This window comes from Winogradskyella sp. PE311 (genome assembly GCF_046545555.1).
In the GTDB taxonomy this organism is placed as follows: Bacteria; Bacteroidota; Bacteroidia; order Flavobacteriales; family Flavobacteriaceae; genus Winogradskyella.
Window position 1 is genome coordinate 182,385 of record NZ_JBHZTH010000001.1, and the last position, 24,397, is coordinate 206,781.

Annotated in this window: 19 protein-coding genes and 1 pseudogene; 2 read left to right on the plus strand and 18 right to left on the minus strand. The window is 33.1% G+C overall.

Features of this window, described 5'->3' with window-relative positions:
- Position 1 precedes the first annotated feature (1 nt).
- Complete coding sequence (locus ACFWU4_RS00735) at positions 2–1,660, minus strand: hypothetical protein (RefSeq protein WP_411123878.1); 1,659 nt, start codon at positions 1,658–1,660, stop codon at positions 2–4.
- Between the two features lie 146 nt (positions 1,661–1,806).
- Here ACFWU4_RS00735 and ACFWU4_RS00740 point away from each other — a divergent pair, with 146 nt between their 5' ends.
- A complete protein-coding gene (locus ACFWU4_RS00740; protein WP_411123880.1) occupies positions 1,807–2,871 on the plus strand; it encodes a heparin lyase I family protein in 1,065 nt (354 codons plus the stop codon).
- A gap of 11 nt (positions 2,872–2,882) precedes the next feature.
- On the opposite strand, the gene ACFWU4_RS00745 is transcribed toward ACFWU4_RS00740, so the two are convergent.
- From ACFWU4_RS00745 to ACFWU4_RS00800, 12 genes and pseudogenes are all read right to left on the minus strand, one after another.
- Positions 2,883–3,653 (minus strand): SDR family NAD(P)-dependent oxidoreductase, encoded by a 771-nt coding sequence (locus tag ACFWU4_RS00745; protein WP_411123882.1) that lies wholly within the window; start codon positions 3,651–3,653, stop codon positions 2,883–2,885.
- A gap of 72 nt (positions 3,654–3,725) precedes the next feature.
- Entirely contained in the window at positions 3,726–4,436 is a 711-nt protein-coding gene (locus tag ACFWU4_RS00750; protein ID WP_411123884.1) for a FadR/GntR family transcriptional regulator, read from the minus strand.
- 165 nt (positions 4,437–4,601) lie between these two features.
- Entirely contained in the window at positions 4,602–5,921 is a 1,320-nt protein-coding gene (locus tag ACFWU4_RS00755; protein ID WP_411123886.1) for a RagB/SusD family nutrient uptake outer membrane protein, read from the minus strand.
- Between the two features lie 10 nt (positions 5,922–5,931).
- Positions 5,932–9,096 (minus strand): SusC/RagA family TonB-linked outer membrane protein, encoded by a 3,165-nt coding sequence (locus ACFWU4_RS00760; protein WP_411123888.1) that lies wholly within the window; start codon positions 9,094–9,096, stop codon positions 5,932–5,934.
- A 529-nt stretch (positions 9,097–9,625) separates the two neighbouring features.
- Positions 9,626–10,714: a polysaccharide lyase family 7 protein gene (locus tag ACFWU4_RS00765; RefSeq protein WP_411127200.1), complete on the minus strand. Its 1,089-nt coding sequence runs from the start codon at positions 10,712–10,714 to the stop codon at positions 9,626–9,628.
- A 61-nt stretch (positions 10,715–10,775) separates the two neighbouring features.
- Positions 10,776–12,068, minus strand: coding sequence for an Nramp family divalent metal transporter (locus ACFWU4_RS00770; protein WP_411123890.1), 1,293 nt, complete (start codon positions 12,066–12,068; stop codon positions 10,776–10,778).
- A 31-nt stretch (positions 12,069–12,099) separates the two neighbouring features.
- Positions 12,100–13,983, minus strand: a complete 1,884-nt coding sequence (gene gndA, locus ACFWU4_RS00775) for an NADP-dependent phosphogluconate dehydrogenase (protein ID WP_411123892.1) — start codon at positions 13,981–13,983, stop codon at positions 12,100–12,102.
- A 146-nt stretch (positions 13,984–14,129) separates the two neighbouring features.
- Positions 14,130–15,101 carry a Gfo/Idh/MocA family protein gene (locus tag ACFWU4_RS00780; protein ID WP_411123894.1) on the minus strand — a complete coding sequence of 324 codons (972 nt, stop codon included), beginning with the start codon at positions 15,099–15,101 and terminating at the stop codon, positions 14,130–14,132.
- A 6-nt stretch (positions 15,102–15,107) separates the two neighbouring features.
- Positions 15,108–15,504, minus strand: a pseudogene (locus ACFWU4_RS00785) (glucuronate isomerase); the annotation flags it as partial.
- Between the two features lie 21 nt (positions 15,505–15,525).
- Positions 15,526–16,041 (minus strand): LacI family DNA-binding transcriptional regulator, encoded by a 516-nt coding sequence (locus ACFWU4_RS00790; RefSeq protein ID WP_411123896.1) that lies wholly within the window; start codon positions 16,039–16,041, stop codon positions 15,526–15,528.
- Positions 16,042–16,046: 5 nt separating this feature from the next.
- Positions 16,047–16,712 (minus strand): bifunctional 4-hydroxy-2-oxoglutarate aldolase/2-dehydro-3-deoxy-phosphogluconate aldolase, encoded by a 666-nt coding sequence (locus ACFWU4_RS00795; RefSeq protein ID WP_411123898.1) that lies wholly within the window; start codon positions 16,710–16,712, stop codon positions 16,047–16,049.
- Positions 16,713–16,749: 37 nt separating this feature from the next.
- Positions 16,750–17,796, minus strand: coding sequence for a PfkB family carbohydrate kinase (locus ACFWU4_RS00800; protein ID WP_411123900.1), 1,047 nt, complete (start codon positions 17,794–17,796; stop codon positions 16,750–16,752).
- A 146-nt stretch (positions 17,797–17,942) separates the two neighbouring features.
- Between ACFWU4_RS00800 and ACFWU4_RS00805 the strand changes: the two genes are divergently transcribed.
- Complete coding sequence (locus ACFWU4_RS00805) at positions 17,943–18,962, plus strand: LacI family DNA-binding transcriptional regulator (RefSeq protein ID WP_411123902.1); 1,020 nt, start codon at positions 17,943–17,945, stop codon at positions 18,960–18,962.
- A gap of 79 nt (positions 18,963–19,041) precedes the next feature.
- On the opposite strand, the gene ACFWU4_RS00810 is transcribed toward ACFWU4_RS00805, so the two are convergent.
- From ACFWU4_RS00810 to ACFWU4_RS00830, 5 genes are all read right to left on the minus strand, one after another.
- Positions 19,042–19,806: an SDR family NAD(P)-dependent oxidoreductase gene (locus tag ACFWU4_RS00810; protein ID WP_411123904.1), complete on the minus strand. Its 765-nt coding sequence runs from the start codon at positions 19,804–19,806 to the stop codon at positions 19,042–19,044.
- A gap of 62 nt (positions 19,807–19,868) precedes the next feature.
- A complete protein-coding gene (locus ACFWU4_RS00815; RefSeq protein ID WP_411123906.1) occupies positions 19,869–21,167 on the minus strand; it encodes an MFS transporter in 1,299 nt (432 codons plus the stop codon).
- 27 nt (positions 21,168–21,194) lie between these two features.
- A complete protein-coding gene (locus tag ACFWU4_RS00820) occupies positions 21,195–21,896 on the minus strand; it encodes a FadR/GntR family transcriptional regulator (protein ID WP_411123908.1) in 702 nt (233 codons plus the stop codon).
- Positions 21,897–21,935: 39 nt separating this feature from the next.
- A complete protein-coding gene (locus ACFWU4_RS00825; RefSeq protein ID WP_411123910.1) occupies positions 21,936–22,937 on the minus strand; it encodes a PKD domain-containing protein in 1,002 nt (333 codons plus the stop codon).
- Between the two features lie 35 nt (positions 22,938–22,972).
- Positions 22,973–24,397, minus strand: a complete 1,425-nt coding sequence (locus ACFWU4_RS00830) for a RagB/SusD family nutrient uptake outer membrane protein (protein WP_411123912.1) — start codon at positions 24,395–24,397, stop codon at positions 22,973–22,975.

Consider the following 24,397-nt stretch of genomic DNA (forward strand, 5'->3'; position numbering starts at 1 on the left):
TTCAGTCCAGTTTTAATCGCTTTTTTAATTGATATCTATATAGTGACGGAATGGTATCAACAGTTTTATTTACTAATTCTATATATGCCATGGGTTTATAATTTACAGTAAAGTTATGATTACCATTAACTCCAATAACTCTTGCATATGGTCCGTCCTTCATACCATTTAAAAGTATAGGGCTTTTTGAGTCAGTGCCATTTAAAATATTGACATGTATATTCCAAAATGTACTAAAAGCACCATGTGACGGTTTCCAATAACCAGCCCCTCCGCCAGCAAATAAAGGATAACTCATATCTTCTTTTGGAGTTAAATGCACCTTGATTCCATCAAACAAATTCTGATGATTAGCACCAGAATGCTGATCTAATATTGGATCTACAAAAACTTCGCAATCTAAATATACACTCTTGGTGGAAAGTGTATTAAAACTAAGAGGATGTACTGCTTTATTGTATACTTTAATGTCTTTAGCCAAGACGTTATAGGTACCAGACATAGCTACTGTATAATGCGCTAAATGCTCGCCTTTTGTAATAATATTATTAATAGTAACATTGGCTATTTCTTCAGTTAAGATACCACTATCAGCATTTTCAATAACAACGTCGTTCACCCAACTATTATAAACACGCGTCAAATAAATACCGTTATTACCAGGCTCTACATGATGCGCAACTCTTGGAGCATCTGGAAATGTGATTTTCAAATGTTCTATACCCACTTCTTTGAGATGCTTCCAAACCACTAATTGTGACTTATAATTTGGTTTAATATTAATCGTTAATGGACTATTTATTGTAATTGAATTACCTGAGATTTTAGTAATCTCAATTTGTTGTTTTACTATTGGTAAATCAGGAAAATTCCAATGGTGTGAACCAATTTTTTCGACTTCGTTTTTATATAAATCTTCAATAATTTCACCTTCTTTTCCATCCTTATTAAAAAGTTGAAGCTCTACAATATCACCGACATTTAAATTATTTCTATCTGTGACTTTAAACGTAAACTCACCACGTTTACCATGTGATACTTTTGCAACAACACCATAAGGCTTCTCGTATTTTTGTAGATAAGGTTTCACTCGAGTTTCAGGGACTTTAGTCCAGATAAATCCTCCTGACCAAGCATATTGAGAAAATGGTAAATCAATATTATTTTCTTTTTCTCGTTGACGCTTATCAAACTCTATTAGATATTCGCGAAGCTCTTTTAATTCTTCTGGATCTTCGCAGTACATTAGTGGTCTAGGTAAATAAATCTCTGTACCATCATCACCTGATCCTGTACCTCTTAGTACAAAATTACTGCGCTCTAAATACAAAATGTCACTTAAAATCAATCTACCAGCAGGTAACTGTAAGGTTACTTTTCCTTCTACTTTAGAAGCTTCGCTTACAGCTAATTTTAAGGCTTTAGAGTCATCACGTCCATCATTACTAATGACTCCAAAATCTACAGCATTTATAGTTTTACCTAATGATGACGGAATTTCAAATTCTCCATTATGATAACCAGCAAAACTAAAATCTGGTAAGTAATTTTCTTTAATAATTGTTTTGTCGACTATAATTCTTGGAATTTCTTGCGCGCACAAAACAGTACTAAAAAATAAGACTGAAAAAATAAAAAGGATTTTTTTTTTAAAATTCATTCTTATGCTTTTATATTATAAATAAACCATTTACCTGACTTAATACTCATGTTACCTCAACTATTTAATTTGGTATAGTTTTAGCCTTAATTCTTTTAAATATAGAAAATAACCTCTAAATTGGTTAACCAATTTAAAATTAAATTATGAAAAAGGCTATTTACAGTTTACTTGCGATTTATTTTATGACTGAAATAACAAACGCGCAAGTCACATTAAATGCTAACGGAGAAGGTAACACCTATGAAGATATTAATGCTGTTTTAGCACCTAACTATGATGTGGTTGAAGTGCCTGATTGTGCTCATAGTGGTTTTGGTCGCCATATAGATGAAATATTTGATGAAGAATTAAATACCTATGTATTTCGATTTATCGCACATACTGCTTATGATAATGATCGTTGCAAGAAGTTTGACAGACAACGTATAGAAATAAAGAGTTATGGTAAATCACCAGAAAACACAAAAGGTTCCGAGGGTGAAACGGTTGAATATAAATGGAAATTTAAACTACCAAGTAACTTCAAGGTTTCAAAAAACTTTACACATTTGCACCAAATAAAATCTGTAGGAAGCGAATATTCTTCTCGCCCAATTATTTCGTTAACTGCTAGAAAAGGAACACCTGACCGTTTAGAACTGAGATATGCACCTACTTATGAGCAAAGCACCATAAAATCAGTAGAATTAGATTTACTTAAAGGACATTGGGTTGAAGTTACTGAAGTTATTCATTATTCAAATAAAGGCAGCTATTCCATAGAAATTAAGAAAATCTCTAATGATTCTAAAATATTTGAATACTCTAATGATTATATGGATATGTGGCAAGATGGTTCTGATTTTTCACGTCCTAAATGGGGCATCTATAGAAGTTTAAAACGTAAAGAAGACTTAAAAGACGAAATGGTTTTATTTAATAGTTTTAGTATTGATGAAATTGCTGATATCACAATTGAAGAACTATCAATAAAAGCTCATAAAAAACTATTAAAAGTAGATAATAAAAAAGCCGTCGTAAATTTTAAAAACTTAAAAGCCAAAGATTACGATAGTGTTAAACTATTTGATAATAATGGTGAAGAAATTGTAATTAAAAAAAGACTTAAGAAGTATAAACTAGATATTTCAGAATTAAACACCGGACTATATTACATTGCTTTTCTAAAATCTAAGCGTGTAGTTAAAGTTCTTAAATATAATTTATAATGATTGTCCTGTTACATATTGTAAACACCACCGTTTATATCTAAAGTAGCACCAGTAATAAAGCCGTCGTATTCTGAGGCTAAATATAAAACAGCTCGTGCTACATCATCTGCATTACCTGCGCGTTGTATCGGTATACTAGAAGTTGTTGCGGCAGCCGACTCTTTAGTTGTATGCGTATTATGAAATGAAGTTCCAAGAATGAGACCTGGTGCAACTGCATTAACTCTAGTTCCTGCTGGTCCAAATTCTGTAGCTAAGGCTCTAGTAAAAGTTAAGATTGCTCCTTTACTGGTAGCATAAGCAAGGGATCCTGGATGACCACCCTTACGACCAGCGAGAGAGGCTAAATTGACAATACTGCTATTAGTATTTCTCCCTAAGTGAGGTCCTGCAGCTCTCGTGACAAACATCATAGAAGTAAGGTTTATGTCCATAACTTTATTCCAAAAGTCAGTCTCCATATCGCTTAACAAGTTGCGAGCTACGAGAGAACCAGCATTATTAATTAAGATATCCAAGCCTCCAAAAGCTTCAACTGTTTTCTCAATTAATTCGTTCGCATCTTCTTCTTTAGTTAGATCACCACTTATAGCTATTGCTTTCTGCCCTTTATCTATGGCATATTTCGTTAATTGATTAGCTTTATCAGCACTAGAAAAATAGTGAATAGATACGTTAGCACCATGATCAATAAAATGTTTAGTTATTGATTCACCTATTCCCTGAGCACCTGCCGTTATTAGGACATTTTTACCTTTCAATTTATTTTCAATTTTCAAAATAAAACAGTATTAATCGTTATTGATGATCTTATGGTAACTAGTTATTGGTTTATGTTTTATTATTCACAGCTAGCTAGCACTACAATATTCGTATAGCTTTTTAAAATGTTCTTTCATCTTTGCTCTAGCCATTTTTGCATCTTGATTTTTAATAGCTTCAAAAATTTCCGTATGTTCCTTAACCCTTAGATCATCTAAATAATTATAATCTAAATGATACTTTTTAAAATCCATAATTATTTGGGGCGTTATGGTAATCATAAACATATTTAAGGCTACATTACCACTTGCTTTGGCAATTGCTAAATGAAACAATAAATCTTCTTGAACTGCCACATCACCTGCGTCTATTTTACTATTATGAGCAAGTATTGCCTCCTTTATATTAATAAGATCTTTCTCAGTCCGCCTTTCCGCTGCCAAGCTTACAGCTTTTAATTCTAGTAAAATTCTAACCTCAATTAATGCTTTAAAATCTGGTATACCTAAATCTAAAATATCTTTTATCATACCATTCATAGCAATCGGTCCGATATTGGCTATAAACGTGCCACTTTGAGGCATCGACTTTAATATTCCGTAAGATTCTAGTTTTAAAATTGCGGCTCTTACAGTTCTTCTGCTTACATTAAATTTTTCTGATAAAACGCGTTCAGAGGGTAATTTATCTCCAGGTTCTAACTTTTTATGATTAATTAAATCACGTAGATCAATTATTAAATTATTTATACGGTTTGCTCTTTCCTGATTTTCATTCTTTGCAAGGACTTCTATATTCATAAACCTTCTTTAAACCAAATCATATTGGATTATCAAATTTATTAAAATTATATGGAAAGTGTATAAATATCTATTTTACCTAAATTCATAAAAAAGTTTACCGGTTAGACTGAACAATCTAAACCGGTAAACCAAACTAATCTCAGCAAATCAATTACTAATATTTTAATATCCTGGGTTTTGTGTGATTACACCAAAACTAGATGTTATTTCAGAGATTGGTATAGGTGCTAGGAAATAATTAGTATCAGTAAAACCTAATACTGTCGTAGCCGTACCTGTTCTTACCAAGTCAAACCATCTATGGCCTTCAAAAGCCAATTCTAATCTTCTTTCATCAGCAATAGCAGTTCTTATTGCTGCCTGACCAGATGCTGTCGAATTGGATAAACCTGCTCTTGTTCTAATCTTATTTAATTCAATTAACGCAGGACCTGTACTGTTATTTTCATTTAATGCTTCTGCATATAATAAAATAATATCGCCTAATCTCATTTCTATAAAATCATGATCAGGACCTCCTGTTTGAGGAAATTTTGGCGATGAAGATGTTGCTTCATCGATTGTTACAGCTCTTCTTAAATCAGTTTCACCACCAGCTTCACTTGCGTCGAACGCAGCTATTAAGGATGCATCTAAAGGGTTTAAAGCTTTTGTATCAAGCCCAAAAGACCATTCCCAAAATTCGGAAAAACCGTATTCATCTGGCACAGAAGCTGAAATTTGAGTTGCAAATAAAATTTCTGAATTTAAATCATTAATCTCTCCGAAGATATCAGCAAAATTAGTTTGTAACATTACACCTGCCGCTCCTGCGCTATTAACGACAGCTGCAAGTTGTGGTTCTGCACTAACAAAATCTCCCATCTGCATGTAAACTTTACCTAACATGGCTTGAGCACCTATTGAACTTGCCCGTCCACTATCTAATCCAGAATTATCTAGTGCAGCTATTGCATCTTGTAAATCAGGAATTATTACGTTATTGTAAACATCCATTGCTGGTTGTCTTACTAAAATAGATGTATCTGTTGTACTTGGCTCGGCTGCTAAATTAACAGTTACATCACCAAACATTTTCACTAATTTGAAATATGATAAGGCTCTTAGAAACTTCGCTTCACCCACATCTGTAGAATTTGAAGAGTTTTCAATTACATTATTAGAACTTAATATTGACTTGTATAATGCCGAATATAAAGGGCGGAAAAATTGATTATTTAACGTTCCGTCAAATAAATCAGCATTGTATCTGTCAAATGCAGGATATGGCTCTTCTTCCATTAAAGCGTTATCTGATCTAAAATCACCCATTACTGCCATAGGCGTAACAGAAGCATGCTGATAGAAATAAGCCGCATTTAAAACCCCTGTAAAATCGTTTAAAGAACCTGAACTTGCAATATTTGGCGGTGCTTGTTCTAAGTCTGATGAGCATGCCGTTATCAATAGCGACAATCCCAATAATAAATATATATTTTTCATTTTTCTTTATTTAAAAATTAACATTTAAACCGAATGTAAAACTTCTAGCAACTGGACTAGCACCAACTTGAACACCAGATGTAGTTGGACCTAAATAACCTCCATTGGTAGTCTCTATCCCTTCTGGATTAAAAGATGTATAATCAGAAGACCATAAGTATAATAAATTAGTTGCTGCAGCATATACTCTTAGAGAACTTATTCCAAATTTACTAGTTAAGTCATTATTTAATGTATATCCTATTGTTAAGTTACGTAATGCCACGTAAGACGCATCTTGTATTGCCGAGTCCGTTTGATCTCTCGCTCGTGTATAATGACGTCCACTAGCATCAGCTATACCATCATCATTAGCATCGAAGCTATCGCGTAGTCTTCCTCCAAATTGTGATTGCCAGTATAATGGATCTATATTGAAAACTTCTGCACCATGCGATCCTTGCCATTGCATAGAAAAATCCCAATCTTTATATCTCAATTGACTATTAAAACCCCAATAAAAATCTGGTGTATTTTGTCCTATTTTAACATAATCATCTCTATCAATTACACCATCATTATTTTGATCTACAACATAAACCTCACCACTATCAGCGCCAAGTGTTCTTGTAGGATCTGCTATGTGAACAGACTCTACTAAACCTGTAGTTTCTAATCCCCACATTTCACCAATTTCTCCTCCTACATAATTTCTAAACTCTGGACCTCTACCACTTTGACCATATACTGTAGGTGGTAATTCTGTTAAGCCATCTAATTCTTTAATTTCAGTATTTACGGTAGATAAGTTACCGCTAACATTCCACGTTAAATCTTCAGTACTTAATATATTTGCATTTATCTCAAATTCTAAACCTGAACTTTGAATATCACCTGAATTAATAACAACTTCTGTTGTACCTAACACTTCAGATACACTTCTACTTAATAGTATATTTTCTATGTTAGATGTATAATAATCTACGCTTAGTCTAAAACGGCTATTTAAGAATCCTAAATCAGTACCAAAGTTAGTTTCCGTATTAGTCTGCCATGTTAAATCAGGATTAGCTATATTATCTGGAATTAAAAATCCATTTCCAAAAATTGTTGCTGCCGGATTAAGTAGACTTAATGCGTCATAAGAGCCTAAAAAAGAAGTCGTTCCTAAAGATCCAACACTGAATCTTAATTTTAACAATGATAAAAGATCGGACTTATAAAATGCTTCATTGTGCACATTCCATCCTAAAGAAAGTGATGGAAATGTTGCGAAACGCTCATTAGAGCCAAAGCGAGAATCACCGTCACGTCTCACTGAAACTGATGCTAAATAACGGTTATCATATGCATAATTGATTCTTCCAAATACACTTTGTCTGTTAATCTCTTCGTCTCTCTCTCTTACTGTAATATCAGCAGGATCTAATAAGTTATAGTTAACAATATCTCCAAATGGTACGTTCGTAGCATTTAAAGAAGTTCCGTTTATATAGAAATTTTGAAATTCTACACCTAATAATGCAGATATATCATGTTTACCAATAACTTTAGAATAGTCTAAAGTAGTTACACTTAATATAGAGCTTCTTTTTACATCAGTTTGATCTAAGTCAGATTGATTAGTACGTAATCTAGAATCCGCTTCTAATCCTTGGTAGTAATAATCTTGGGTATCGTTAAGATCCGCCCCTAAAACAGTTTTTACATTTAATCCTTCTAAGATTTCGTATTGTAAATATGTATTAATATTAGCAAAATATGTTCTTTGCGTGCGTTCTGCATTATCTAGTTTTGTTGCTGGTCCTGCATCACCAGATCCACCAATACCATTACCTGATCTTCCGTAATGCCAATCTTGTGCCGTATCTCCGGGTTGTAAAGTATAAATACTACTATTAACACCTAAGGAAACTCCTAAATCACCACCTCTATAACCATCGTCAAATGGATCGTATCCTAAAGACTGAGCTTGCATATCTAACTGTTGCACAAATGCAATTGATTCTTCTGTATGATAAATTGGATGAACCCCATATGCTCTTAAAAGATCTCTTTGATCATGAGCAAGGATAGCTCTATCAGATTTAAATCCATTGAAACTTACTCCAGTTCTAAACTTCTCTCCTAATTTAGCATCAATATTTAAACGTGCATTTACTCTTTCGAACTCCTGAGTAATTGCAATACCCTCGGTATCTTGGTACCCAATTGAAGCAAAATAATTAACATCGTCATTTCCACCACTCATACTAAAATCGTGGCTCATACTATTACCGTTTTGAAATAGCCATTCTTCTGGACTAATTGCGCCTGGAGAATTTCTATAAGCATTTATTCGATAATTTAATAACGTAGGATCAACTTCAGAAACATCAAAAGACCCATTAGCTATATTTCTCTCGATTGTGTCTGCCCATTCACCTGCATTCAAATTTAAATTATCTCTTTGATATTTACTTGATGTACTAAAGAATGAGTTATAACTAAAAGTTGCTTTACCCGTTCTTCCTTTTTTAGTTGTAACGAGTATAACACCATTAGCTCCACGAGAACCATAAATAGAAGCAGAAGCTGCATCTTTTAAAACCTCTAAACTTTCAATATCATTTGGATTAACTGTTGCTAGATTACCTGAAATTGGAAAACCATCAACAACTATTAATGGACTAGAATCACCAGATATTGATGAAGCTGCCCTTACCTGAATCTTTAAGTCTGCACCGGGTTCACCACTTGCATTTTGAATTAAAACACCAGATAACTTTCCAGCCAAAGCCTCATCGACACGAGTAGCTTGTATAGCTGCAATTTCTTTACCCTTTACTTGTGCAACTGCACCTGTAAGATGTGATTTTTTGCGCGTACCATATCCTACAATTACAACTTCATCCAAAGCAGAATCTTCAGCTAAGGTAACATTGAGTGTTGTTTGATTTGTAATTGTAATTGATTGTTTGGCATAACCTACATAGGTAAATTCTACAACGTCACCACTTGTAACCTCTAATTGGTACTGCCCATTGAAGTCAGTTGAAACTCCATTTGTTGTGTTAGCTACAATTACATTGACGCCAGGAATTGGCATGTTTGTCTCATCAGTGACGGTGCCTGTTAATTGATAACTTTCTTGAGCAAATAACGATATATTAAATACCATTACGAGCATTAAGATTAGTTTACTTTTTAAATTCATTTGATTAAAATTAGTTAATAATTTGTGTGTTATTTAAACTTTAATTTTTTGGTAAACCAGATTGGTAAACCAATTTGGTGCACCAAATATATATAAAATTTTGTTAAATACAACGTTTTCGTGAATTTTATAAATCAATATAGTATTGTAATATGGTAAAATAGTTGCTATGCGTTTGTTAGTGTATATTTTGCAAACTTTTAAACCATATACTTTTAGCCTAAAAAATGAAGTGTGAACATCTATTTTTCTTAATAGTATAGAATTATTTAGAAATCAAAAGGTTAAGTTTATATCAAAATCTCTCAATAATTAACGGAGATATGAACATTATAGAGAGCACCCGAACTCCTATTTAAAGTTTAAAAGTTTTCTCCTTTTCTGGAAATGAAAGAAATAATAAGTTTAAATAATTATTTTTATTTGAACATTAAGTGTTTATATAATAATCACTGCATAGTTAATTGCTAAACTAGCACTTTTTGTAAGTTACTTAATTGCAAAACTTAAAAATATAAACTCGATTAATTTAATCGTTTTTAGCAAAATAACCATCATTAGAAACAGCATCCGCACTTACAGATATATTTGCAGTTTTAAACCATACCTCAGCGTAGTTGCCATCTGCGTATTGTTTTGGAATATTACCACCATGAGTCTCTGCACCCGAACACCAGTTTTTATTTATCTCTGGAGATTTACCGTTAGTCTGGTTATAGCAGCCGAGTTTAAAAAAACAACCTTCACCAGCGTATGCAATTTTACGTTCTAATCCATCTTGACCAATTGGAACAAATAACTTTTGTGTTTGATTAGGTATATCTGCGGTAGTTGTATATTCTGATTCAATTAAGTTTTTACTAAATGTTTTTGTTTCGTGTTCTTGACTGGTAAATGTCAAATTCATAATACCATCTTTAACCTCTATTTTATAACTAAATTCTTCGCCTAAAGCAATACCATCTGTAGGTTCTTTTGGATAGGTATTTTCTTCAGTCCCAACAACAGAAAAATCATCACCCCAAACAGCTGTTGAATAATCCCATCTTCCAGAATTATCATCACCTGCTGTGTTTATTTCATAATGCCAAAAAACGGAGCCTTTAGTATGGCCAGGGAACTTTTTATAAAATATTTTTAATGGTTCGTTTTCATGGCCATCAGCACTATGAATTTGACCTATAACTACAGAATAAGATGCGGCTACGCGAGCATCACCAGTTGCAGAAACATTCATTACTTTGAGTGTCGCAGATAATTTATCATTAGCTGTTTTTGGATACCATTTTTTTGCTTGTGCTAGCTCTGTTCTCGTATTATTTGAGGTTCCGTGTGTATCTCCTCCATTTGGAGCCTTAAAAACCACCCAATCTCTACTTTGTTCATTTTCGGCATAAAAGAAATCTTTGTTTTCAAAATTAGTGGCAACACCAGCATTTGATCCGTCACCTAAAATCAATTTCCACTGATCGAAAAATGGAATTACGTCACTTGCGTAAACAGTCTTTAATACTTCTTTTTCGCTTGGCGTTTTAGTATCATTTTTACAACTATTTAAAACAAGAGCAAGACTAACAAATATTAGCACAACTGCAGAAGTTATAACTTTTTTATACATTTTATTTTTAATAAGTTCCATCTTTTTCTTTTTAAATTTTCACTATCTAATTATAGATACACTATAAATATTTTGTCATTAACCCTACAACACCTGTATAAGAAATTATACAAGAGAAAAATAATGCAGCATATAACCCAATATTTACCATAAGACTGGTTTTATAACCTTTCATTATTTTTTTATTGTTTACTAATAATATAATACCCAAAACCACGAGCGGTAAAATAAAGACATTAAAGACTTGGGATAAAATTTGAACTAAAATAGGTTTACCTCCAAAAAATGCTGGACCAATTAAAGCGACCAAACATGCAATTGCAGTAATTACTCTAAATTGTTTAGAACTTGTGTCTAAAGTACCCGATTGATAATCTGCAACTAAAAGTGGTGCAATTAATAAACATGGAAAAATAGACGACAAACCAGCACTTAATGTTCCAAAAAAGAAAACAGCTACTGCAAAACTTCCTGCAATAGGCTCTAAAGGTTTTGCCATATCTAAAACGTTGTTTACTGGAGTTCCTTGATGAAATAAAGCACCACTTGCTACTGCCATAATAGCGCCACTAATAACAAACACCAATATTGCTGCGGTAATTGCATCTTTTCGTTGTCTACCTAAGTCTTTTATATTCCATTCTTTTCCCTTTACAAACAAAGGTCTAGATAGAAATGTAGCTGCTGCCATAGTAGTCCCAACAAATGCTGCAACCATCATCCTACCAGAGACTAATGGATCTTGTGAGTCTGGAATAGAAGGAATTAATCCTTCTAAAATTTCTGCTGGTAAGGGGTGAACAAAAAACAAGGAAACAACAAAAGACAATCCCATAAACGTAACGAAAATGACTAATATTTTTTCGAAAAATGAATATTTCCCTACGAGCATTAAAGCATAAAAAACACCTACAATTAAAATAGCAATAGCTAAGACTGTTTCGTACTGATAAGCTTTAAGTCCTTCAAAATTTAAAGCGAATATTTCGTAAAGCATGTTAGACGAGATTGTTAAAATTCCCATAAGTGATCCCCATTGCCCAACAGAAATTCCTATAATAATTAAGATCGCTATTATTTTACCACCTTTTAAATATTTTTTAAAACTATAAAGTGCAGTCTCCCCAGTAATTAAAGTATAATTTCCGTAAACGAACATTAGGATACCCGAAAACAAGCAACTTAATAAAAGTACCCAAGTTAATTGCATGCCATAAGCGCTTCCTGCCTTAACCATTGACGTTACACTACCTGTTCCTATGGTGTAACCAATGGCAAAAATACCTGGACCAAAACCTAAGACAATTGCTATTATCTTTTTAATTAAAGATTTACTCTTTTCTGATTCTGACATACTATTTTATATTTTAGTTTTTATTTAAATTTTACCAATTGGTATGATAAAACTTACCTGAAGCATCATCGGTACGTTGATATGTATGTGCGCCAAAATAATCACGCTGTGCTTGTATAATATTTGCTGACGATCTTCCTGTTATATAATTATTTAAAAAGTTAACAGATTCACTTAAGCATGGAACTGTTAACTCATTCAGTATACACTGTGAAACAACTTTATTTACTGAAGGTTTTAAAAATTTAATCTGATCAATGATAGAATTATGTTTCAAAATATTATCGTCTTCTTTTAAAACTGATATTAACTCAATCATAAAATCTGATTTTATAATACATCCGTTAGTCCAAATTCTTGCAATCTCACTTAGATTTAAATTCCATTTATATGCTTTTCCAGCTTCAGAAATCAACTTAAGACCTTGATAATGATTGATAATTCTTGCAAATTGATAGGCCTTTAAAACATCATCGCTATCTATATTAAACACAGATGGTTTTATATTAAAGTTTTTACTTGCTAAAAGTCTTTCTTCCTTGTAAAAAGATATATAACGTGCAAATAAGGCTGAAGCTATTAAAGTACTTGGAGCTCCTAACTTAGCGGTTGCAATGGTTGTCCAATTACCTGTTCCTTTATTACCTGCTTTATCTACTATTTTATCTACTAACCATTCATCACCATCTTTTTTTCTTAGTATATCTATAGTAATACCTAACAAATAACTATCTGCTTTAACTCGCCAAGACTCTAATATATCAGCTATTTCATCTGGGTTCTTACCCATGGTTTTAAAAATTGTATACACTTCTGCCAATAGTTGCATTTCAACGTACTCAATTCCATTATGGACCATTTTAACAAAATGCCCGCTGCCCTCTTCTCCTATATAGCTACAACAAGGTAGATTATTAGCATCTTTAGCAGCAATATTTTCTAAATATGGCTTTACCAAATTATAGATTTCCTTATTTCCACCAGGCATAATCGAAGGCCCATTAAGGGCTCCTTCTTCTCCTCCAGATACTCCTACACCTATAAAATGAATATTCTTAGAGTTTAAATAATCATAACGTTCTTTCGTTTTTAAATAATTGGAGTTACCACCATCAATGAGTATATCACCTTCAGAAAGCAATGGTATTAAGTCCTCTATAACTATATCTGTAGTTTCGCCTGCATTAACCATTAACATAATCCTTCTTGGAATTTGTAGTGAATTTACGAAGGCTTTTATATCTGAAAATGGTTGAGCGTTATGAAGCTCGTTATATTTACTTTTAAAATTAATTGCTACATCTTCTTCAACTCCTTTTACTTCTCGGTTAAATATTGATAATCGGAAACCTCTTTGGGCTAAGTTTCTACTCAAACTTTTACCCATAACGCCTAATCCAAATAATCCAAACTCAGATTTTACTTCAATAAATTTCATTATGCTTTTAACAATTTCACTTGGCTTAAAACTAATATTTATATCCAAAGCATTAAGAGGATGTTCTAATGTATTAAATTGAGACTCCAGCATATTAGCTCCCATAAAATGATCTTCCCTTTTTTTCATTCTCTGAGAAATCAAATCAAAACTCCCTTTTAGGTGAACCCATTTAACACAGTTTTGAATATCTGCATTTAAAATTTCCCTGTAGGAATCCTTGAGAGCAGAACAAACAATTATACAACTGTTTAATTGTAATTGTTTTTTGGCGAGTTCGTTTAGGGTAAGTAACCACTCCTTGCGATCTTCATCATTAAGTGGTAGGCCATTTGTCATCTTATCGATATTAGATTGGGGATGAAAATCATCTCCATCAAAAAATGGCATATTAGTTTTCTCAGATAATAGTTTACCAATGGTACTTTTTCCACTGCCAGAAACTCCCATTATAAAGATTACACTATTTAAGTTCATATAATAAATACACTTTAATTTAAAATAATTGTTCAGTTATATTAGTCAAAACTCAAATTGGTGCACCAATTTACACTTCTCAAATATAGTTTTATTTATTAACTAGCCAAATATTTAGATTTTAGAAAACTGTGGTGAAATCTAGATTATTTTATGAATTCATCTATAATTTGTAGACCCTTTAAAGCGTCATTAACAGTACAGGAGTTTTTCTCTTTACCTAAAAAAAAGTTCACTGTTGCCTGAATAATTGGTTGTTGAATATGGTTTGGATGCTTAAAATTAATAATTTCCTTTCTCCCTTCAATGTCCATATTAATTTGATTTCCAAAAAAAGGAAAACGAATGCTTCCGTTACTTCCATAAATATAACATTCATCTATTTGCTCTGCTTTAGGTGCTACAAAATTCCATTCAGCTTTGCACTTAATATTGTTATTAAAATTTAAAGTTCCATTAATTTTCGAAGCAACAGTAGGAATAGAAAACTCTGTTGACGAACTTCCAGAACATTCATTTACATCCCCAAACCAATATAACAGTAAGTCTAACTGATGTGGCGCTAAGTCATTAAAATAACCACCACCAGAAATTTGAGGATTTATGCGCCAATTAGTAGGATTGTTTTCTGCAATAATATCTTTTCTAGACTGATACATTTTTAATTCAATTCCCTTTATTTCACCTAGTATATTGTCATCTATAATACGTTTCACTTCTAAAAACATGGGTAATTTTCGTCTGTAATGCGCTACAGTTAATTTAGATGGGCTATTCTTCTCAGCGGCACTTAACAGAATTGCCTCCTCTGAATTTAAGGTCATTGGTTTTTCAATATAAAGATTCTTACCAACATCTAATACTTTTAACGCATACTCTAAGTGGGTAGATGGAGGAGTTGCTATATAGATTGCGTTAATCTTTGGGTGATTTATAATGGCATTTGCATCATCGAAATACAAAGGTACATTATGTCTTTGCGCATAATCTTTTGCTTTTGTTTTATCTCTTCGCATCACTGCTAATAATGATGATTTTTCAGCTAAATTAAAAGCAGGGCCACTCTTAATTTCAGTTACATTACCGCATCCTATAATTCCCCAAACAACGTCTTCCATTTTATACTAATTAAAATCAAAATAATTTTTTGCATTAAAATAAGAAATATTACTTATCATTTTCCCTAAGCGATTCTTATTATTTGGCAGCTCTCCATTAGCAACATCTCTAACTACGAGGTTACGCAGGATTCTTCTAAAATAGTCGTGGCAAGGAAAAGACAGAAAGCTACGTGAGCGTCTGTGAGCATACCTGCAAAATAACTCAATAAACCTTGATTAGAAAGCGTATTAAACTGCTTTTCCATACCATCTTTTTGATATAAAAAAACCATGCTGAACCAAATTGAACTTTACCTCTAATTGTTCCGTCATTAAAATTACCTAAGATTGAAGCAAACACCTAATTATCCGACGGTTTAAGATTGTGAATAATCGTTTTTGCCAACTGATTTGTACTATCTTCTAAAGGATAATTTTAAAATTACGCACCCAATAACTTAGATAAACTTTGTACGGAACCTAACTGAATTTGATCATCAGTATAAAAACTTTTGATATTTAGTACCTCAATTGGCATTGTATAATTTGCATAATCATTAATCTTTGAGTCATCATCAGATATCACAATAATACCATAAATAGAACCGTCATTTAAACTATTTAAATACGTTCTTTCCTTTTTTTCACAACCAAAGGATTGGTAAAATAACATTCTGTAATTTTTTATATCTGCCTCTTTTTGAAGAACACATAAAGCTTTACTGTAAAACCCTTCTGTTAACTTAGGAATAATTACAGCTATAGATTTAGAAACCTTATTTCTAAGGGCAACAGCATAATTATTAGGTATATAATTATGCTGTTTTGCTATATTTTGAATAGTGCTGCGAGTTTCCGAGCTAATATCTTTTTTATTATTAAGTGCCTTAGACACTGTCGATATAGAATATCCCGACAAAAAAGAGAGCTCTTTTATTGTTACTACTGCAGATTTCACTTTTTCTATTTTAATTCACTTATAATACTTAAAGCATTTTTAGTATCTGACTCAATCCTCGCTAGATCATAATTGCCATCAGCGTTTTTTGCTATAAGTTTTGAGCCCATTCCTACGCAAGTTACACCTGCTTTAAACCAACCTTCTAAATTATCTCTAGTTGGAGAAACACCACCTGTTGGCATAATACTAGTCCAAGGTTGAGGACCTCGAATAGCTTTAACAAAATCTGGTCCATAAATACCACCTGGGAATAATTTTACAACTTCACAACCAAGCTCTTCTGCTCTGCAAATCTCGGTTAAAGATCCGCAACCTGGTGACCACATTACCTTACGTCTATTACAAACTATAGCAATATCCTCTCTTAATACTGGTGTTACAATAAAATTAGCTCCTAAAGCCATAAAACGAGAAGCTGAAGCAGCATCTGTAACAGAACCAACACCCATTATCATACCAGGTAATTCTTTAAGTACCCATTTATTAAGCTCACCAAAAACTTCATGAGCAAAATCTCCTCTTGCTGTAAATTCGAGTAATCTTGCACCACCATCATAAGTGGCTTTTATCACTTTTTTACCTACCTCTAAATCTGCGTTATAAAACAATGGGACTAAACCCGTTTGTTTCATAACATTTGCTACCTCTATTCTTGTGAAATTTGCCATTTTAAAACTGTTTATTTGTTAAACGTGTAAACAAAATTTATCTTGCTACACGTCCAGAGGCGTCACCTCCCATTAATTTTTCTACCTCAGCTACAGTTACTAAATTCGCATCACCTTTAATTGTATGCTTTAAGCATGAAGCCGCAACTGCAAAATCTAATGCGTTTTGATCATCTTCTGGGTATTTTAATAATCCATAAATTAATCCACCCATAAACGAATCACCACCTCCAACACGATCAACTATATCAGTGATTTGATATTGGCGTGTTTCATACATTTTAGAACCGTCATACAATACACCTGCCCAAGTGTTATGTGATGCAGATATTGAACCTCTCAAGGTTGTAATTACTTTTTTAGCTCTTGGAAATTTTTCCATCATTTGTTTACAAACTGATAAGAATGCTTCCGCTTTTACATCATGACCATGCTTATGAACATCTAAACCTTCAGGATGAATACCAAAATGCTTTTCTGCATCTTCTTCATTACCAAGAATTATATCGCAATATGATGTTATTTCAGTCATTATTTTTTCTCTATGCTTTTCATCACAGAACGTCCAAAGTTTAGCTCTGTAATTTAAATCTGTCGAAATAGTAACACCCATTTCACTAGCAACTTTTACTGCCTCTAAACACGCATCAGCAGCTCCTTGTGAAATAGCAGGTGTAATTCCTGTCCAATGAAACCAAGCCACATCCTTAAAAACAGCTTTCCAATCTACCATACCTGGTTTAATTTCTGAAATTGCAGAATGCGCTCTATCATAAACAACTTTACTTCCTCTACTAACTGCACCAGTCTCTAAAAAGTAAATTCCTAAACGATCACCACCATAAATAATTTTATCTACTCCAACACCTCTTTTGCGCATCTCCATCATAGCACATGCGCCTATGTCATTTTTTGGGAGGCGTGTTACAAAATCAACAGGAACTCCATAATTTGCTAAGGATACTGCTACATTAGATTCACCACCACCATACACAACATCAAAGCTTGATGCTTGTGAAAATCTTAGGAATTGTTGTGGTGCCAACCTCAACATAATTTCTCCAAAAGTCACTACTTTTTTCATTCTAAATATTAGTTTTATTTGTTATAAATTGCTTCTTGCTTAAACGATTAAGCAACTATTCTAAAAATAAATCAAAACGCAGTTGTTTTGATTTTTATATCTAAAACAGTATTTTTGCTTAAACGATTAAGCAAATATAAAAAAACTTGGCAAATAACAAAAGAACAACAATAAAAGATATTGCTAAAGTACTGAACATTTCTGCTGCTGCAGTTTCTAAGGCTATGCATAATGACTCAAGAATTAGTAGCAAAACCAAGGACGCTGTTAAACGTGTTGCTAAAGAATTAAATTATCAACCTAATCATTTGGCGAGTGCTCTAAGAAAAGGAAAAAGTAATCTTGTTGGTGTTATAGTACCTCGAACTAATAGTAATTTCTTTTCTTCTGTAGTAGAACACATGGAGGCAGTCCTAAATAAGGCTGGATATAATATTATTATAACGCAGTCTAATGAATCTTTTGAAAAAGAATGTAAAAATATTGACACTTTATTATTTACGCAAGTAGACGGAATTATAGCTTCAATGGCTAATGAAACAGTTGATTTATCTTACTATGAAAAAATAAAATCTAAAGGAATTCCTCTCATATTATTTGACAGAGGTGAAAATGATTTAAACGTTGATTATATTGGGATAAACGATTACGATAGTAGCCATATGATTGTAGAGCATCTTATTTCAAAAGGCTGTAAACGAATTGCTCATATAGGTGGTTATAGACGCACAAGAATTTTTAATAATAGGATAAGAGGTTATATTGACGCTATACAAAAGAATAATCTTCCTATTGACGACAGTCTTATTATTGAGAGTGCTCTAACTCTCGAAGATGGAAGATTAAAAATGAAAAATCTTTTAAAGCTTAAAAACAGACCAGACGCAGTGTATGTAGCTGGTGATTATGCTGCCTTAGGAGCTTTACAGGTGCTGAATGAAGAACTTATTTCTGTTCCTAACGAAATACGATTAATTGGTTTTGGTAATGAACCATTCACATCTTTAGTATCACCTACCATAACAAGTGTAGATCAGCATAGCAAGGATATTGGTCGTATCGCAGCTGAAACATTTTTAAAACGAGTTGCCCAACCCGAATTAAAACAGAATTTAAATAAAATAATTTTAGACGCCGAATTGATTATTAGAGATTCTTCAAAATAAGAAAAGAGTGATTAAACTTATGCTCAACCACTCTTCTTGCTAAAACTCAAATTAAATTAGCTTATTACTAATTGTGTAATTATATTCCTAAAGCTTGTCCACCACCTATTTGGATAGTTTCAGCTGTTATAAATGACGCGTCTTTACTTGCTAAAAATGAAATTACACCAGCGACATCTTCTGGTTGACCAAGTCTACCTAACATTATATTATTAGCCCACGAAGCAAATACTTCTGGCTTAGTTGATTTAATCTGTGCATGAAATGGTGTATCTATTGTACCTGGTGATACCGCGTTAGCTCTTATACCATATTCTGCCAAATCTTTTGCTAGTGCTCTAGTTATTGCATGAACTCCAGCTTTTGATGTACCATAAACTCCAGCACCAGGACCTCCTGCAGTCCAACCTGCGTTAGAAGTATAATTTATTATAGAAGGATGCTCACCTTTTTTAAGAAAAGGAATTGCAGCTCTTGAAGCAAAAAATACTGAATCAAGATTAAGTGCCATTACGAATCTATAAAAATCAGTTGTCATTTCTTCAAAACGTGATCGCCCACCTAGACCACCAGCATTATTGACTAGTACATCTATTTTTCCATATTTTTCACCTATTTTTTTTATGTTAGAAGTCACTAAATCTTCTTTCGTTACATCGAAACCATAGTATTCTGCGGTAATTCCAGCCTCTGTAAGCTCTTTTACTCTATCTGCACCAGCTTCATCATCAATACCATTTAGAACTACAGTATATCCGTCTTGACCTAATCGTTTTGCAACTTCAAAACCTATTCCTCCTGTTGCTCCTGTTACGATTGCAACTTTTCCGTTATTATTACTCATTTAATTTATATTTAATTCTTAAAATTATTCTTGTTTATGTTTTATTCGAATATAATTTATGCTTAAGGCTTTAATGGTTCAATTTTTGGACACAAAAACCATACACTAGCTAAAACGATCAATGTTAGTGCGGCACCAACAATAAAAGCAGGAGTATAATTTCCCCCAAGTGTTAATGTAGCAACTAAAGCCGTAAGACCTACACCTGCAAATTTCGCTGACATGCCTGCCAAACCTGCTAGTGTACCAACTGTTTTTTTACCAAATAAATCACTTGGTAATGTTTGCACGTTACCTATAGCTGTTTGGAAACCAAAAAGTATAACTGCCATTATTATTACTGCATTGATTGGGCTTCCAGGATCTGATAATAAATAAAAACAAGGCAGCATTATAATACAACCTAAAGTAATTACAAATTTTCTTGTTTTATTTGTCGTCCAACCTGATTTCAAACGGTTCTGAGCCAACAGTCCACCAAACCATGCACCTAGCATAGCACCAACATAAGGCACCCAACCGTAAATTGCAATGCCTGCAACATCCATATTATATACTTCAACTAAGTATGTAGGTATCCAAAATACAAATAGCCACCAAATTGGATCTATAGCAGCTGAAGCTAATATTACACCCCAACTTTCTTTGTGAGATAACATTTTTGTTGTGGTAGGATTATATTCTTCTATATTGATGACTTCTTCATCTTCAGAATCAGTTTTAGCAGAAATTTCAAGTATATAATTTCTTTCCTTATCCGTAAGCCATGGGTGTTTTTCTGGTGGAGCTTTTACTATTAATAACCATGGTACTAACCATAATAGCCCAACTAGACCTACTACAATAAAAATAGTTTGCCATGAAAAGTATAAACTCATAGTTGCAATTGCTGGAATTGAAATTATACCACCTAATGCTGCTCCTGAATTAAAAATACCTTGGGCTAAAGCACGTTCTTTTGTAGGAAACCATTCTGCATTCCCTTTAGCTGCTCCAGGCCAATTTCCAGCTTCGGCTACACCCAAAATCGATCTAAAAATAGCAAAACTCGTGAAACCTCTTGACAATGCATGCAATGCTGTGGCTATAGACCAAAAACCTATTGAAAATGCGAATCCTAGTCTTGTTCCTATTTTATCAAATATTTTTCCAAATATTGCTTGACCAAAAGCATATGAAAATAAGAATATCGATGATATCCAACCGAAAATTTCTTTTCTTTCGTCCATATTTTTATCTGGATATAATTCTTCAGATATTTGAGGCCATAGTACATTTAATGATTGTCTATCTATATAATTAATAACGGTAGCAAGGGCAATTAAGCCTATGACCCACCATCTTAAGCCTTTTATTTTCATATTTAGTGTGTTTCTTAAATTAGTTAATTAAACATTGTAACAATATTGATATAACACACTAAAGTGTTCTTTCATTTTTTGCTTTGCCAATTTCGGGTTTCGTTGCTCTATAGCTTCATATATGGCCTGATGTTCTTGTATACCTTGTTTTGACAACCCTTTATCACAAACATGATAAGTCTCAAAATTTGTTATAATTTCAGGAGTAATCATTAACATATACGTATTCATAGTGCTGTTACCGCAAGCTTTGGCTATAGCTAGATGAAATAACAGATCCTCTTGCACAGCATCTTCCCCATCTAAAACTTTTTTTGCATATGCATCTAAAGCCTTCTTTATAGTCTTTAAATCTTCGTCTGACCTTCTAAGGGCAGCTAAACGGACAGTCTTAAGTTCTAATAAAATTCTAGTTTCTACTAAAGATTTGAAATCTTGATCTTCTAAATTTAGAATATCGTCTATCATTCCATTCATTGCTATGACGCCTATATTGGCAATAAAAGTTCCACTTTGTGGTTTAGATTGCAACAAACCATAGAATTCTAGCTTTTGAATCGCTTCTCTCACAATACCTCTTGACACTTCAAACTTTTCAGATAACATTCTTTCAGATGGCAATTTATCTCCAGGCTCAAGGTTCTTAAAATTTATTAATTCCTTAATATCTGAAATTACTCTATTCTGAATTTCTAAATTATCTGATTTGGTTAGTGTTTCTAATTTCATCTAATACATTCTTTAATAAAAACTTAATCTCTTTTTGTATTAATTATTAGCTTCTACAGTGATAGAATCCGCTCTGATTTCTTCATCTCCACTATTATATCCGTAGTCACCACCACCACCACCAGTAGCAGGTCCTCCAATACCTCTTATAAAAATGGCTACACTATCATTAGCACCTGAATTAAAGGCATATTGATATGTAAGATAACCTTCATCGTTAGGATTACTTTGTGTTGTTACTAAAAGATTATTATCAGCATCTTCGACCTGAGCAACTGAGTTATAACCCCATAAACCCGTACTACTATTACCTTGAGGCATAACTGCAGTATCAGTATAGTACACTGGTGAATATCCGGCAGTATAGCCAGAACCTTTTAAAACTCTTAATTCTAATTGACTAGGGAAAGAACCTGCCAGTGGGCTTTTAAAAGATGTAACTATAGTAATTAGATAATCTGCGTTTGCTTGTACCTCAAATTCTTGATAAGCGTGATCCGGTTCATTGTTATCCCATTTCATAACATTATCAGAACCACCGTTTCCTGAACTTGACTCTCCTTGATCACCTACATCTCTATTAATCCAACCAGCACAAGAACAATCAGAACCTGATGATTTTGGTAATTTAGTAAAATCACCGTTAACTAAAACTGGATCTGTTACAGCAGGAAGTTCTGGTTCTACGACTACGATATCTTGAGTAGAAGTATTTGAAACACCTAAATTATCTGTAGCTGTTAATGATACTGTATAGGTTCCTTCTCCCGGGAAACTATTCATTGGTTCAAAGTCTGTTGATGTGTTTCCATCACCAAAATTCCAGCTATACGTTGTAGCACTGGTTGATCCATTGGTAAATTGATAAGCAGTCCACTCTTCAATTGTAAAGCCCTCACCTTGTATTGCTGAAAAACTCGCAGTAGGTGGTGTTAAATCTTCAATAGAATTAGCATCTGGCAATTCGTACTGATCAATATTTTCACAGGATACTGCGAAGATTAATAATACTGCCATCATTTTGTAAATTATGTTTTTCATAATTTCTTATTTATTTAATTAATATTTTATAATTTTTAATATCCAGGATTTTGTTGCAGTAAACCATTACTAAGACCAATTTCTCCTTGAGGTATTGGTAATAATAAATCATTAGAACTAAAATTAGCACCAATAGTTGCAGCAAAAGCTCCTAAAATTTGATTTGCTTCACCAAATCTAATCAAATCGTATAATCTATGATTTTCAAAAGCTAATTCAACCCGCCTCTCATTTAATAGTTCATCTTTTGTAACGCTAGTCACAACGTCTGTTAAACCAGCTCTATCTCTAACCAATTGGTAAGAGTCTAAAGCGGCACCAACACTAGTTTCTTGGCCACCTGCCATTATTGATTCAACATGCATCAAAAGTACGTCTGCATATCTTAATACAATCCAATCATTTCCAGCCAATCTTGCATCAAAGTCAAAAGTCTTACCATCATCTCCACCATCTGCGCCATTTGGTAAGTATTTAGCAACCTGAGTTTGCGTAGGTTGTATTAAATCGGTTCGCATAGAAGTATCTATTCTATTTCCGCCACCGTCTAGTATTGCTTGTTTAGCGTCTTCTGTAACATAATTTACACCAACTGTTCGTCCAACCCCATTAAGGAATTCAGCTGAAAAATTTTGACTATCAGCAGTTATACCTGTTGTATAACCTATTGCAAAAATCACTTCTGAATTTCCTTCGTTGTAAAACACATCGTTAAAATTAGGCTCTAACATAAAACCACTAGCCATAACCTCTTCTAACAATAGTTGTGCACCAATATAATTAGTTCCTTGTGTTAAATATACTTTTGCTAACAGTGCTTGAGCTGCAGCCCTAGAAGCTCTATTTACAGATCCATTGTTTAAGTTGTTACTAGCAAATTCTAAGTCGCTAATAATTAAATCATATATATCTGCAACAGGCCTTCTTGTGAAAGAAATCTCTGTTTCGTCAATTCCGATAACTCTATCTACTAAAGGTAAATCTCCGTAAAGTCTAACCATATTGAAATAAACATAAGCTCTTAAAAATTTGGCTTCGCCTTCAAATAATGCTGCATTTTCTTCGGAAGCATTACCAATATTAGCTAATACCGTATTTGCTCTAAAAATAACATTGAAAAAACTTCTGTAATGATCTGCAACTAATCCATTTGTAGATTGCACTGCAAAATTATCTGACTGAGCCGCTTCTCCCTCTCCACTTTTAGATCGTGTATTATCGCTACGCATTTCGGTTACGTAAAACTCCATCTGTGTAGCGTGGTTAGAGCCTGAACTTGTGTCGTTGACACCTTGTAAACCGTCATATATGTTAAAAATACCACCTTCTATTTCTTGATCGTTCTGAAAAAATCCATCAGAACTTGCTGTTGAAACAGGATCTGGGCTTAAGAAATCCTCACCACATGAGAAAGAAATTAGCATTAATATGAATAAAACTGTATATCTATAATTTTTCAT